The following is a 13,090-nucleotide window of genomic DNA, read 5'->3' as shown; positions in this document are numbered from 1 at the left end:
ATCATCCGGCCGACGCCCGCCGGACAGGGCCGTGAGCGTCAAGGCGATAAGCGCCTAATAGCCGAAATGAAGTTGGTAAAGCCTGTCCAGCTCTCCCGCCCTCTCCATGGCTGAAAGCGTTTCATTCAATTTTTCCACCAGGTCCTTGTTGGGGGATCGTCGGGAGAAGACCAGATAAACGCCATCCTTTTTGGGGGGGCGGTACGCGGCTTGAACGATTCTTTCCTTGCCTCCGGCCATGGCGATTTTCTGTTTGGCGACCTCTCCGGCCATGGCGAAACAGTCGATACGCCCTTCCAGGAGCTTCCTGATATTGAGCATATCGGAAAGAACCGGCTTCTTGATCAGCGCATCGTCGCTGTCGAATCGATCGAAATATTTCACCTCTTCCAACGTGCCGATGGTCAGCCCGCGCAGGTCGTCATACGACTCGATCCTCGGACCGTCTCTCAGGACAAAGAAGCTCGTTCTTTCATGGCGGTACGGAGTCTCGACATAGAGATACCTCTCTTCCCTGTCCTTTCGTTTGAACAGGCCCGGCATGATGTCCACGTCTCCATTGTCGAGCATGTACATCGCCCGATGAAAACTCACTTCCACAAACTTGACCTTGAAGCCCATCCGTTTCGCGACTTCGTCCAGCAGGGTCACCACGAGTCCCGCGGGCCGACCGTTTTCCATGGTTCGGTACGGAGCAAAAAGAGGAAACGCCACTGTGACAAGGCGTTCCGCGAATGCCGATCGCGCCGGGCCCGCTAAAAACACAAGGAGCGCGATCAAAACAAAAGTGCGTTTCATGAAATCACTCAGTATAAATGTTCAGGACAACTGCGTCCCAGGCCACATTGTGCACAAACCCGGTACCGGAAGACAAGCATCCTTTCGCGAGGTTGTCCGGCATCGTTAACTCGTGCATGATGGCACCGCTCTTAATCGCTGCGATATGATTAACTTCAACCGGAAAGGGCAATATGGAAACACTCAGTATCCGGACACACGAACGCGAAGAGATGGTGGACATCACCGCCGCCGTACGTCGTGTGATCAACGGGAACGGATGGTCCGACGGGGCGCTCTTGTTGTATTGCCCCCACACAACCGGGGCCGTCACCGTCAACGAGGGCGCGGACCCGGACGTGGTCCGCGACATCGTCGTCAACCTGCGCAAGCTGGTCCCGCACAGCGGCGACTATCAGCACGCCGAGGGCAACTCGGACGCGCACATCAAGTCCTCCATGTTCGGCTGCGAGCAAATGGTCATCGTCGAGGGCGGGGAGATTCAGCTCGGCACGTGGCAGAAGATCTACTTCTGCGAATTCGACGGCCCAAGGTCCAGGAAGCTGTGGCTGAAGTGGCTGGGAGATTAGAAGGCCCGACAGACTGCCCGCAAGACCAGCCGCCGTTCCGGACGCCACATCCGACACTCCGCCAATCTGTGTGAACCGGGGGTGGATTCGCCATATGCGCGCGAAGGCCGCACTCTCGATGGAAAATCTAGGGCTGTCTGAAGACGGCCCTTTTCAGGTTTCGGATCGTGGACAGCGCACGGTGCGTCCCGAACGGATGAGCCGGTCCGTCACCGATGCGGGTCGGCAGTTGCGGGGATCCCGCCGGGCACCGGCGGGAACGTATCCTCTTGGCGTAGTTCATGAAGGGCAATTCGATACAGTGATAGGTTATGGAAGCCAGAATAAGGGTGAAGAACAAAACGATCAGATAATACGTTCCCAGAAAGAGGATGCCCTTGCCCGGTATGAAGTGCGATGCGATGTCATAGGATGTGGACAGCACCGCGAAGTGGAGAAGATACACGCTAAAGGATATCTTGCCGATATAGGTGATAATCCTGTTTTCAAAGAACACGGATCCGTTTCGCGCCAGCAGGACAATGAATACGGCGATGGCCAGCGAAAAGACGAGGTGCGGTTCCAGCCAATGATCTATCTTGAGGAACGGGAGGAGGACGACCATGGCAATGAAAATGGGAAAAACCGGAAACCGGTCGTAAAGGGCCGGCTTTTTCTCTTGCAGGAGTGTCCTTCCGACCAAGAGGCCGATCATGAACACAGGCAATTGGTTCAGAAAATTGAAGTACCGGTAGGCGTCCCATGTCCCCTGGGCAACGGAATGGACAAAGATGTACTGGGCGTAAAGCAAGGTCCCCAGGAAAAACAGGAGAAACACCTTCAGATTCTTCACCATAAGGAGATAGGCAAAGGGGAATATCACATAGAACATCGCCTCATTGCCGATGGACCATCCGCCCGGGACAACGGAATTGAAAGCGTTTTCAAACCAGCTATGGATGAAGAAAACCGTTGCCGCGACATCCTCGAAAGAGATGCCCCCGGGGGCCGCGAGTCTTGGGCTGAAGCCGTACAGAAAGAGGTAGAGCAGGATGCCGACATAAAACATGGGGGCAATACGAAAAAATCTCCTGGCCGCGTATCTGCCAAGTGACTCCAATCCTCCCCTGGATGCGCTTATTGTCAAGGAGAGCGCGCTGACGATGAAAAAGAGCTGGACGCCGTAGGCCGTGTGATCGGCGATCAATCTCGCCGTACCGCCCAGAGCGATATCAACTTTGAGTGCGGGAAGGTAGGCGGAGAGCGATTTGATCGATGCAATACCAAAACTGACATGAAGAAAAACGACAAAAAGAATGGCCCATCCTCGCAACCCGTCTATGTATTTATAGTGTGTCAAGGAAGTTGAAGTCTGCTCCACTGGATTTCCCTTTCAAGAGTTGCAGCGGCTTGTGCGGATTGCGGTGGCGAGGGTGCCGACGACGCTCGCCAGCCTCGGTGCGGTGCGGGCCAGCCTCCGCCTCACGCCGTCACCGGCCCCTGGTTCAGATGCACCTGGTTCATGTGCGTGGGGATGCCGCGTTCGCGGAATTCGCGGATCAGGCGTACGGCGATGTCGCTCTTGAGGTTCCAGGCCTCGGCCGGGGAGTCGGCCCAGGCGGCCACCCAGCACGTCACGCTTTCCTGGTCCATGCGCATGACCCAGAACTGCGGCGGCTCCTGGGCGTTGTGGTGCGGGCTCTGGCTGGCCACGCGGGTGGCGATGTCGCTGACCTCCTCCAGGTCCGCGTCGTAGGAGACCGAAAACTCCAGGTAGGCCCACAGCAGGGAGTCGTTCAGGGTCAGGTTGACGAACTCCTTGTTGAGCATCCGGCTGTTGGGGATGACGTACCGCTTCCAGTCCCAGGTCTTGATCTTGGTGTGGGTGATGGAGATGTCCTCCACCGTGCCGTACTGGGAGTCCATCATCAGGGTGTCGCCCACGCGCAGCTGCTTGGAGAAGCTGATGACGATGCCGGAGATCATGTTCTCCACCAGAGGCCGGGCCGCGATGCCGACCACGGCCGTGGTCACGGCGATGAGGATGGACAGCATGGTGCTCGGCAGCTTGCCGATGAACGGGAAGGTCAGGGCCAGGGCCCAGGCCGCGAACACGCACAGGATCAGCGTCCTGCGGATGATGGTGAACCGGGACCGCACGCCCTTGATGATGTGGCGCCGGTCCTGCAACTCCTCCTTGTCGGACAGGACGTCGGTGGGCATGGCAGCGCTGGTCTCCGGGTCCTTGAGCAGGTGTTTGATGCGCTCGACGCGGCTCTCCCTGAAGGAGGTCACCCTGACGTGCAGCCAGAGATAGGCTACCAGGGCCAGCAGGGTGATGCCCGCGACGTACACGGCCAGATTCGTGTTCTCGATCATGGGACTCCTTTTTCGTTTCGTGGTGCGCGCTCTAGCCTACGGGCAAACCGCGGTTTTGAAAAGGGAGACCTCCGGACGGGCTGGACAGTCCCGGCAGGCGGGGGCTACGGGCTGCCGGAGTCGGCGGCGAGTTCCGGGTCGAGGCCGAGGCTCGCGGCCCGGCGGCGCAGCTCACGCTCGCGCTTGGCGCAGGACACGCACAGCCACCCGGCCTCGCGGGCGAAACGGCAGCGCAACCGGCTCATGAAGCGGTGGTAGGTCCTGGTCGCGCAGTGGGGGCAGTATCGGATTTGCAGTATGCTCATGGGGGCTCCGGCGGGTTGGCGGAACCAGAATAGCCCCATGGGTGGGCGACCGGGTCACCGTGGCGTGACGACCCTGTGAAGAAGACATGACCCGGCCCTCCCCGCCCCGGATCCGGTCGCGGTTGCGCACGGCGGGCGGGATGGGGTAGGCTGGTTTCGAGTAAACGACATCCAGGAGGGTACCACTATGTCCACGGAAACCCGCGCAACCACCGTGAGCCGGGGCGAAATCCTCAAGCGGCTCATCGTCACCCTGGTCTGCCTCATCTTCTTCGAGGTCCTGACCCTGATCATCGAGGTGGCCACCCTGTTCCAGTACGCCTACCTGCTCGTGGCCAAGAAGCGCAGCGAGCCGCTGCGGCGCGCCTGCAACGCGCTGTCCCAGTACGGCTACCGGATCATGCGCTACGCCACCCTGAACGACAACCGGCGGCCCTTCCCCTTTGCCGAATACCCGGCGGACGAGGATTGCGAGCCGCCCGCCAAGCAGGTACAGTTCCGCTGACATGCAAAACAGCCATCGCTTTTTCAGCAACACGGATTGCGAGTATTTTCCCTGCCACAAGACCAGGCGGCCGGAGCGGTTCAACTGCCTGTTCTGCTTCTGCCCGCTCTATTTTTTCGAGGAATGCGGCGGCAACTACGTGATCCTCGAATCCGGGGTCAAGGACTGCACCACCTGCCTGATTCCGCACACGCCGAAAGGGTACGACCACATCCTGGCCCGCCTGAAGGCGCGCTTCGCCGAGATACGGGCCGCGGGGCCGGAAGGGGAGTGACCGCCTAGACGCGCCGGGCGTTGAAGGGCGAGTGGGTCATGTAGTAGTTGAGCTCGCGCTCGAGCCGGGCGCGCTCGCGGGCGGCCCTGCGTTCCTGGGCCTCCAGGTCCAGCCCGGTGTCCTGGAACCGGGCCAGGGAGACGAAGCAGTTCTTGACCCGCGACAGCTCGTCGTGTCGCCGTTTTTTCCAGAAGTAATAGGCCATGATCTTGGCCGCGCTCTTGACGTCTTCCTTGGGGTAGAGGAGCCGCCGTTCGTCCAGGGGAAAGCTCTCGCCGTCCTCCACCAGGGCCAGGACGACGACGACGACCTCCTTGGCCCGCTTCAGCGACTCGGGCGATACCCGGTAGACCTTCACCTTGCGGCGGCGTCCGAACCACCATTTGAAGGTGTAGAGCAGGATCGTCAGCACGATCACGCCAAGCCAAATATTCGTGTCCAGCATCGAGGGTCTCCGGCGGGTCGCGGTCAGTTTCTGGTCAGGTAGTTCATGAGGTTCTTGCGGTAGGCCGAGGGGTCGGCGCATTCGAGTATCTCGATGGTTCCGGCCCCCTCGGGCTGGGCGGTCAGGTCCACGTCGCGGGTGTGGATGGGGTTCATGTGCTCGTCCATGACGATGCGGATCTTCGGGTTCAGCGGTTCGCGCGAGTTGGTCTCGAAGACCAGGGCGTACTGACCGGTGTTGAGCTTGACGAAGCTGCCCGCCGGGAAGATGCCCAGACACTTGATGAACAGCTGGACCTCGGTGGGGTCGAAGTCCTGGTCGCGCATGCCGTACATGATGCCGAGCGCCTTGTTGGGCAGGATGGCGTTCTTGTAGCAGCGGTCCGAGGTCAGGGCGTCGTACACGTCGGCCAGGCAGAGGATGCGGGCGAAGGCCGGGATGTCCTTGCGAGCCAGTCCGGCCGGATAGCCCGAGCCGTTGTACCGCTCGTGGTGGTGCATGACCGCCTTGAGCACGCGGCCCGGGATGTCGCCGTTGCGCTGCAGGATGTCGCAGCCGAACTGCGGATGGCGGCGGACCTCCTCGCGCTCGGGCCCGGTCAGGGGGCCGGGCTTGTTGATGATCCGGGCCGGGACCGTGGTCTTGCCCAGGTCGTGCATCATTCCGGCCACGCCGAGCAGCACCAGCTCGTCGCGGGACATGCCGATGTACTCGCCGAAGACCACGCTGATGGCGGCCACGTTGATGCAGTGGGTGTAGGTGTAGTCATCGAATTCGGACAGCTTGGACAGGCAGACCAGGGTGTCGGGGTTGGACACGGCCGACTCCACGATGGCGCTGGCCGTCTTGAGCGAGGTGGCGTAGTCCATCTTGCGCCCGAGCTTGGCGTCCTGGACGATCTGCATGGCGTGGGCCATGGCGTCCTCGTAGGTGACCATGGCCGAGGATATGGCCTGGCCGAAGGGGGTGCGCGCCCTGGGTTCGCGGCCGACTTCGCTGCCGGAGATGAGCTGGTCCAGGTGGGCCTCGTCGGACAGCTCCCCGGCCTCCTCGGTGACCACGAAGACCTCCCTATAGCCCAGTTCCAGCAGGCGGGCCACCTCGGCCTCGGATTCGATGATCCCGGGTTCCGAATACAAATAGGGCAGGTGCTGCCAGAGCTCTCCCGGCACCTGGATCACTTCCATGCCCGGTTTCAAGGCTTCTATGGGAATTTTCTTAATCATATCGGCACTCTGGTGGGTTAGCGGGACAATCGGCGCATTCTCTCCAGATACGTTCCGATCCGTTCCTCTTCGATGTCGTTCAGGTCGAGGAACATGGCTCCGATGATGTGCAGGCCCTGCTCCCGTTTGATGTTCCTGACCACGATGGGCAGCTTGAGCGTGCCTTCAGTCCCCAGGTTGACGATGGCCACCAGGGGATCACCCACCTCGAGCCGGGCGATGGGGTCGCGCGTGCCGGCCCGGACCGTGGCCCGGCAGCCCGTGGCGCTGATGTTGACGATCATGCACTCGTACTCGCCTTCCTCGGACCGGAGCATGCCGTCTATGTTGCACTTGGTCCGGGAATCCCTGCGCAGCTCCACCTTCTCGATGCTCGACGGATAGGCGAAGAAGACCAGCGAGGTGGGCGAGGTGATCGCGTTGAAGGTTGTGGTCTTGAACCCGTAGACCGCGCCCTGGTGGATGTACTTGACGATGATCTGGCCGCCCAGGGCCAGCTGCTCGCGGATTCGGGCGGGCATGCGGACCGAGGCGATGAGGTATTCGTACGGGTCCAGCCCCACTATGCGCCCCCGGTAGGAGCAGTCCGCGCCCGGAACCCGGATGACCACGTTCTTGCCCAGGGAAACCCGCAACTGCACGCCCGGCATCTTCCGCACCTTGGCCTCGGCCGGGGCGATCACGTTGTCGGCCCTTACGGCCGTTTGGGTGTTTTCCGGCTTCGCGTCCATGGCACACCTTGCCCGGGTACGGGTTGCCCGGCGGCTCGGCACAATGCCGGACCGTCCATTCATGGAATAAATCTATACACGATATCAACTCCCACTGTCGATAGGGGAATTTCCCGGCTTCCGGCCCGTCAGAAGACCTCGGCCTCGAACCAGAAGATGTTCGTGTCCGGATCCTTCCAGGCGTCGCGCGGCAGCCCGGCCTTGTAGCAGGTCTGGCCCAGGAAGGTCTCGCGGTCCCAGTTCCATTCCACCGGGACCTGGGGCAGGAGCAGGCCCGAGCGGCCGTGGGCGCTCATGATCAGCCCGTGGCGGCCGATCTGGACCAATTCCGGGTCCGGACACGGCTCGATGGGGCCCAGTATGGAAATTTCGTACTCGAGTCGCTTGAACTCGTCCTCGCCCAGCGGCTCGAAGCGCGGGTCGCGGAAGGCCGCGGACAGGGCCATGTCCCAGACCGTGCGGTACAGCGGCCCCGTTCCCTGGACGTTGCCGATGCAGCCGCGCAGGTTGCCGCCGAGCTTGAGGGTGACGAACGCCCCCAGCTCCTCGCGCAGCCTGTCCGTGGGCGGCTCGGGCGGCCGGTTGTCGCCGCCCATGCCCAGGCCGGACGAAATGGCCCGGACCACCAGGTCCTTGAGATATTGTTTTTCCCCGTCGGAAAGCTCAAAGCGGAATTCGGACATGGTTCACTCCTGATTGCGTTTTACTGCGGGCACGAAGAACATGCCGATCAGGCCCAGGGCGAAGAGGCCGACCACGGCGGACATGCCCAGCCGCTGGCTGCCGGTGGCCAGGGTCAGCCAGCCCACCAGAAACGGGCCGATGAACGAGGTCAGTTTACCGGACAGGGCCAGGAGGCCGAACATCTCGTTGCGCAACTCGGCCGGGGCCGCGTGGGCCAGCCAGGACCGGCTCGAGGCCTGGACCGGCCCTACGAATATACCGATAGCCAGCCCGAAAATCCAGAACAGGGTCTTACTTTTCACCAGCAGGATGGCCGCGCCCGGCACGGTCAGCCCGACCAGGGAGAGGATGATGGTCAGCCGGGGCCCCAGCCGGTCGTCCAGCCAGGCGAAGGAGGCCGCGCCCAGCCCGGCGGTCACGTTCAGGCCGATGCCGAAGACGATGACCTCGCCGGGGTTCATGCCGAAGGCCCCGGCCGCGTAGATGCCGCCGAAGGCGAACATGGTCGTCAGCCCGTCGTTGTAGAACATGCGGGCCAGCAGGAACAGGGCGATGTCTTTGTGGCGGCGCAGGTCCCCCAGCGAGCGGCGCAGCTGGGCCGCGCCCTCGGCCACGGCGCGCTTGAGCGGGACCCGCGTTCCCGGTGTGTCCGGGGTGAACAGGAAGAGCGGCAGGCAGAAGGCCAGATACCAGAGGGCGGTCAGGGGCATGACCGCGCGCACGTTCAGGGCGTCCGCGCGCGGCACGCCGAACCAGCCCGGCGGCTGGACCAGGCCGTAGAGGGCGACGACCAGCAGGACCAGCCCTCCCGCGTAGCCCAGCCCCCAGCCCCAGCCCGACCAGCGGCCGATGCGCGATTTGTCGGCCAGGTCCGGGAGCATGGCGTTGTAGAAGATCATGGCGTACTCGCTGCCGACGGTCCCCGCGCCCGCCAGGAGCAGGGCGGGCCAGACCCAGGCCGGATCGGGCCGGACGAACCAGAGCAGTCCGGTGGCCGCGATGCACAGTCCGGTGAAGGCGGCCAGCCAGGGCTTGCGCCGCCCGGTGCGGTCGGCCACGGCCCCGAGCAGGGGGCCGCCCAGGCCGATGACGAGTCCGGACACGCCCATCATGTTGCCCCACCAAGCCGTGCCCAGGGTCTCGTTCTCGGCCACGGCGCGGGCGAAGTAGGCGGCGAAGACGAATGTCTGGACCAGGGCCGCGAACCCGGAGTTGGCCCAGTCGTACAGGGCCCAGGAGAACAGGGCGCGGATAGGTCGCGGCGCGGGGGAGCGCCCGGAGGGCGGCGGCGAAGAGGCTTCGGACATGGCGCCCACGGTAATACATGCGCTCCGGGTGTGCCACCACTAGCTGTCGCCCGGATGAAAATAATAGAGGCAAACAGGAAAAGAGCGTGTTACCGTGAAGCATGTCCCGGAAAGCCGTCCTTGTCCTCGCCGCCCTGGTCCTGTCCCTCTCCCTTCCGGTCCGGGCCGAGGGTCCGGTGGTCCTCGTGACCGACGAGTACCCGCCCTATGTGCTGGGCAAGGGAGAGCGCCCCGGCCTGCTGACCGAAATCGTTTCGGCCGCCTTTGCCGAGGCCGGGCTGGAGACCAGGGTCCTGTACCGGCCCTGGCGGCGCTGCGCCATGATGATCCGGGAGGGCGAGGCCTTCGGGGCCTACCCCTACGCCCGCACCGAGGAGCGCGCCGGGTACGCCTGGTTCAGCGAATCCATCTGGACCTGCCGCAACGTCTTCTTCTACCTCAAGGGGCGGATGGGCGCATTCGACTACACCTCCCTGGATGCGTTGCGCGGCTACACCATCGCCGGGACCTCGGGCCATTATTACGAGGAGATATTCAGGCAAAAGGGGCTGACCGTGGATTACGCGCCGGGCGAGGCCTCGGGCGTGCGCAGGCTGTGGGAGCTGCGCGCCGCCCTGTTCGCCGAGGACGAGCTGGTGGGCTGGACCCTGATCAACCGCATCTTCCCCAGCCGGGCCCATCTTTTCCGGTCCACTCCGACCCCCTGGAATCTCAATCCGCAGCACCTCATGGTCTCCAGGACCTATCCCGGTTCGCGCGAGCTCCTGGACCGTTTCAACAAGGGGCTGGAGGCCATCCGCCGGGACGGGACCTACGACCGGCTGGTGGACCGCTACTGCAGCCGGTCCCGCGAGCCGCTCGGCGGCCAGGGGACGAAGAGTCGGCGGAACGCCCCCTAGGGCTTTTCGGCCCAGAGCACGAAAACGGGATTCTGCGCCTTGAAGCGCAGGTCGCCGGCCAGGGAGTCCGTGGCCGATGCCTGGAGCTGGGTCACGCCGAAGTGCCAGCCCAGGGACTGGAAGTGGTCCTTGGCCGCGTGCAGCGAGTCGAGCAGGATGCAGTGGACCACGATCCGGCCGCGCGGCCTGAGCATGCGGCAGGCGGTGTCGAGCAGGACGGTGTCCTGGTTGGCCTCGCCGCCCAGCCCCCCGCCGATGAAGATGCGGTCCGGCTCGGGCAGTCCTTCCAGGGCCCCGGGCATGTCGCCGAGGACCACGTCCACCAGCCATGCCCCGGTGCGCCGGATGTTCTCGCGGATCATGGCCGCGCGGGTCTTGTTGCGCTCCACGGCGAAGACCCGGCCGCGCCGGGCCAGGTGCGAGGCCTCGATGGACACGGACCCGCAGCCCGCGCCCAGGTCCCAGACCGTGGAGTCCGGGGCCACGCCCAGGTGGGCCAGTCCGGCCGCGCGCACGGGCAGCTTGGTGATCAGGTTCTTCTGGTGCAGGTAAAAATGGTCCGGGATGCCCAGCGACAGGGCGATTTCCGGCGGGTACTGGCGCTCCAGAATGACCAGATTGAGGAGCGAGAACTCCATGCCCCAGGTCTCGGCCAGGGACAGGGGCCGGACCTGTTCGTCCGGCGCGCCCAGGTTCTCGAGCACGGTCATGGAGAAACAATCCGCGCCGCGCTCCATCAGGGCGCGGGCCACCTCGGCGGGCGTGTTCACCGCGTCGGTGAGGACCGCGATCAGGTCCGCGCGCACCAATGCGGCGTACAGCGGGGAAAAGTCGTCGCGCCCGTGCAGGGAGACGAAGTCCATGTCCTGCCACGGCAGGGCCAGCCGGGCAGCGGCCAGCTGCATGGTCGACAGGCTCGGCTCCACGAGCAGATTCTCGCGGCCCAGCTCGTCGCCCAGCCGCTTGCCGATGCCGAAGAAGAGCGGGTCGCCGTCGGCCAGGACCACCACCTTGCGCCCTTTGCCAGCGTTTTTGCGCACGGCCTCGATGATCGGCTTGAGCGGTCCGGCGATGGCCAGCCGGTGGGCTTTCTCCGGTATGAGCGTGTCCGGGCAGGCGGCCAGCAGCCGCGTGCCGCCGACCACGAGATCGGCCTCGGCCAGGGCCTCGGCCGCGGAGGCGGTGGGGACAAGGGAGCCGGGCGGCAGCCCGATGATGCGGACGGGTTCCATCTTGGTCATTGCCTCTATGTAAACGAAACCGGGCCGGGGGGGAAGGGCAATGCGCGGGAGGTGAAAAACCTTGCGGAAGGTTTTCACTTTATTTTGTTTATGTTATCACACCCGAGCAAACCCGGCGCGTCCTGCCCGACCACTTAGGAGGAACCATGCAATTCTTTCTCGATACCGCCAACCTGGACCAGATCCGCGAAGTGGGTGAACTCGGCCTGCTCGACGGCGTGACCACCAACCCGACGCTCATGTCCCGCGAGGGCGGCGACTGGCGCAAACAGGCCGCGCTCATCTGCGAGATGGTCGACGGCCCGGTCTCCCTGGAAGTCATCGGCACCAGCCATGAGGAAATGATCAAGGAGGCCAAGGATTTGGTCTCCTTCGGCACCAACGTGGTGGTCAAGATCCCGATGATCCCCGAGGGGCTCAAGGCCCTCCGCGAACTGACCGAGCGCGGCATCAAGACCAACGTGACCCTGGTCTTCTCGCCGACCCAGGCCCTGCTCGCGGCCAAGCTCGGCGCCACCTACGTCTCGCCCTTCGTGGGCAGGCTCGACGGCCTGAGCCAGTCCGGCATGGAGGGCGTGGAACAGATGCGGACCATGTTCGACAACTACGGCTTTGATACCAGAATCCTGGTCGCCTCGGTGCGCCATCCCATGCACGTGCTCGACGCGGGGCTGATCGGCGCGGACGTCATCACCCTTCCGTACTCGACCATCATGCAGCTGATGCACCACCCCCTGACCGACCAGGGGCTGGCCAAATTCCTGGCCGACTGGGAAACGTTCCAGAAAGGCGAATAGGCGCTTGAAGCCCGTGAAACAGGAAAGGCCGCCCCTCGGGGCGGCCTTTTTTTATGCGCATGCGTTCACCGGACCAGGCTCAGGAGGCGTGCAGGACCTTGTCCTCGACGGTCTTCAGCAGGGCGCGGACGTCTTCCGGGGAGGGGATGTAGCCCCGGGTGAAGGGTTGGGAGTGCAGCCGCTCGCGGTGCAGGTCCTCGGCCCACTGCACGACCACGGGGTGGAAGAACTTGGGGTTGTTCAGGACGATGGCCGCCTTGGCCGGGCCGTCGTTTCGCCGGGCCTGGTAGGAAAAGTTGTCGTCGTGGAAGTGGTACTCGTACAGGGGGGCGGGAATGTGCAGAAACCGCGCTCCGGCGGCCACGCACTGGATCCAGTAATCCCAGTCCTCGTAGTCGGTGTTGGCCCGGTAGCGCGGGCCCGCTTCCCACACCTCGCGGCGGCACACGGTGGGCGGCGGCATGATGTTCTGCGTGCGCAGGAGACCCTGGTTGAATTCGGGCATCCGCGTCTCGCGCCGGGCCTGCGGGGTGCACTCGTAGTAGTCCGGGTAGACCCCGTGGATCTTCGGGTTGGCGTCCAGGGCCTCGACGCACCGGGCCATGAAATCCGGCAGCAGGGCGTCGTCCGGGTCCAGGCAGAACAGGTAGCGCCCACGGGCCATGGCCAGACCGTGGTTGCGCACCGGCCCGGGCCTGCCCACGCGGTCCAGCCGCTCCACGGCGAACCGCTCGCAATCGAGCCGTTCGGCCCATTGTTCGGCCCGGTCCACCGAGTCGTCGCCGCTCGCGTCGTCCACAAAGATGATTTCCACGTCATGGAGCCCCCGGGTCTGCGCCGCGAGGGAGCCGAAGAGTCTGTCGCTGAACCGGCCATAGTCATGGCTCGGGATCACGACGGAGAGAACCGCCATCTGCGCCCCTTCTTCCCGTTTTCGTTCCTGCCGGGCGC

General features: G+C 63.9%; 16 protein-coding genes. 5 read left to right on the top strand and 11 right to left on the bottom strand.

Going from position 1 to position 13,090, the window contains the following annotated elements; all coding sequences use genetic code 11:
* Positions 1-54: 54 nt before the first annotated feature.
* Positions 55-798, bottom strand: coding sequence for a substrate-binding periplasmic protein (locus ACR42D_RS17280; protein WP_484568024.1), 744 nt, complete (start codon positions 796-798; stop codon positions 55-57).
* A 173-nt stretch (positions 799-971) separates the two neighbouring features.
* On the opposite strand from ACR42D_RS17280, the gene ACR42D_RS17275 reads away from it, so the two are divergent.
* Positions 972-1,367: a secondary thiamine-phosphate synthase enzyme YjbQ gene (locus ACR42D_RS17275; RefSeq protein WP_484568023.1), complete on the top strand. Its 396-nt coding sequence runs from the start codon at positions 972-974 to the stop codon at positions 1,365-1,367.
* 127 nt (positions 1,368-1,494) lie between these two features.
* On the opposite strand, the gene ACR42D_RS17270 is transcribed toward ACR42D_RS17275, so the two are convergent.
* The 3 genes from ACR42D_RS17270 to ACR42D_RS17260 all read right to left on the bottom strand — a co-directional run bounded on the left by ACR42D_RS17270 (position 1,495) and on the right by ACR42D_RS17260 (position 4,030).
* The gene (locus ACR42D_RS17270) at positions 1,495-2,727 is read right to left on the bottom strand and encodes an acyltransferase family protein (RefSeq protein WP_484568022.1); all 1,233 of its coding nucleotides are present in this window, start codon (positions 2,725-2,727) and stop codon (positions 1,495-1,497) included.
* Positions 2,728-2,828: 101 nt separating this feature from the next.
* Positions 2,829-3,725, bottom strand: a complete 897-nt coding sequence (locus ACR42D_RS17265) for a mechanosensitive ion channel family protein (protein ID WP_484568021.1) — start codon at positions 3,723-3,725, stop codon at positions 2,829-2,831.
* A gap of 104 nt (positions 3,726-3,829) precedes the next feature.
* Positions 3,830-4,030 (bottom strand): hypothetical protein, encoded by a 201-nt coding sequence (locus ACR42D_RS17260; RefSeq protein WP_484568020.1) that lies wholly within the window; start codon positions 4,028-4,030, stop codon positions 3,830-3,832.
* 187 nt (positions 4,031-4,217) lie between these two features.
* On the opposite strand from ACR42D_RS17260, the gene ACR42D_RS17255 reads away from it, so the two are divergent.
* Together ACR42D_RS17255 and ACR42D_RS17250 are read left to right on the top strand one after the other, a co-directional pair.
* Positions 4,218-4,535 (top strand): DUF4389 domain-containing protein, encoded by a 318-nt coding sequence (locus ACR42D_RS17255; RefSeq protein ID WP_484568019.1) that lies wholly within the window; start codon positions 4,218-4,220, stop codon positions 4,533-4,535.
* A gap of 1 nt (position 4,536) precedes the next feature.
* The gene (locus tag ACR42D_RS17250; protein ID WP_484568018.1) at positions 4,537-4,809 is read left to right on the top strand and encodes a cysteine-rich small domain-containing protein; all 273 of its coding nucleotides are present in this window, start codon (positions 4,537-4,539) and stop codon (positions 4,807-4,809) included.
* Between the two features lie 4 nt (positions 4,810-4,813).
* On the opposite strand, the gene ACR42D_RS17245 is transcribed toward ACR42D_RS17250, so the two are convergent.
* The 5 genes from ACR42D_RS17245 to ACR42D_RS17225 all read right to left on the bottom strand — a co-directional run bounded on the left by ACR42D_RS17245 (position 4,814) and on the right by ACR42D_RS17225 (position 9,202).
* The gene (locus ACR42D_RS17245; RefSeq protein WP_484568017.1) at positions 4,814-5,254 is read right to left on the bottom strand and encodes a hypothetical protein; all 441 of its coding nucleotides are present in this window, start codon (positions 5,252-5,254) and stop codon (positions 4,814-4,816) included.
* 23 nt (positions 5,255-5,277) lie between these two features.
* Positions 5,278-6,480, bottom strand: coding sequence for an HD-GYP domain-containing protein (locus ACR42D_RS17240; RefSeq protein ID WP_484568016.1), 1,203 nt, complete (start codon positions 6,478-6,480; stop codon positions 5,278-5,280).
* A gap of 17 nt (positions 6,481-6,497) precedes the next feature.
* Complete coding sequence (locus tag ACR42D_RS17235; RefSeq protein WP_484568015.1) at positions 6,498-7,211, bottom strand: flagellar brake protein; 714 nt, start codon at positions 7,209-7,211, stop codon at positions 6,498-6,500.
* Between the two features lie 128 nt (positions 7,212-7,339).
* Positions 7,340-7,894, bottom strand: a complete 555-nt coding sequence (amrA, locus tag ACR42D_RS17230) for an AmmeMemoRadiSam system protein A (protein WP_484568014.1) — start codon at positions 7,892-7,894, stop codon at positions 7,340-7,342.
* Positions 7,895-7,897: 3 nt separating this feature from the next.
* Positions 7,898-9,202: an MFS transporter gene (locus ACR42D_RS17225; protein ID WP_484568013.1), complete on the bottom strand. Its 1,305-nt coding sequence runs from the start codon at positions 9,200-9,202 to the stop codon at positions 7,898-7,900.
* A gap of 101 nt (positions 9,203-9,303) precedes the next feature.
* On the opposite strand from ACR42D_RS17225, the gene ACR42D_RS17220 reads away from it, so the two are divergent.
* Positions 9,304-10,101 carry a substrate-binding periplasmic protein gene (locus ACR42D_RS17220; RefSeq protein ID WP_484568012.1) on the top strand — a complete coding sequence of 266 codons (798 nt, stop codon included), beginning with the start codon at positions 9,304-9,306 and terminating at the stop codon, positions 10,099-10,101.
* On the opposite strand, the gene cbiE is transcribed toward ACR42D_RS17220, so the two are convergent.
* On the bottom strand, positions 10,098-11,342 hold the full coding sequence (gene cbiE, locus ACR42D_RS17215; RefSeq protein ID WP_484568011.1) for a precorrin-6y C5,15-methyltransferase (decarboxylating) subunit CbiE: 1,245 nt from the start codon (positions 11,340-11,342) through the stop codon (positions 10,098-10,100). The genes ACR42D_RS17220 and cbiE overlap by 4 nt on opposite strands.
* Positions 11,343-11,488: 146 nt before the next feature.
* Here cbiE and fsa point away from each other — a divergent pair, with 146 nt between their 5' ends.
* Positions 11,489-12,139, top strand: coding sequence for a fructose-6-phosphate aldolase (gene fsa / locus ACR42D_RS17210; protein WP_484568010.1), 651 nt, complete (start codon positions 11,489-11,491; stop codon positions 12,137-12,139).
* A 79-nt stretch (positions 12,140-12,218) separates the two neighbouring features.
* Here fsa and ACR42D_RS17205 read toward each other — a convergent pair whose 3' ends face one another.
* The gene (locus ACR42D_RS17205; protein WP_484568009.1) at positions 12,219-13,052 is read right to left on the bottom strand and encodes a glycosyltransferase family 2 protein; all 834 of its coding nucleotides are present in this window, start codon (positions 13,050-13,052) and stop codon (positions 12,219-12,221) included.
* Between the last annotated feature and the right edge of the window lie 38 nt (positions 13,053-13,090).

The sequence above is a fragment of the Pseudodesulfovibrio sp. lm2024 genome, assembly GCF_051175575.1.
Taxonomy (GTDB): domain Bacteria; phylum Desulfobacterota; class Desulfovibrionia; order Desulfovibrionales; family Desulfovibrionaceae; genus Pseudodesulfovibrio; species Pseudodesulfovibrio caledoniensis.
Note: the sequence above shows the minus strand (reverse complement) of the source record. Positions and strands in the feature narration are given on the sequence as shown.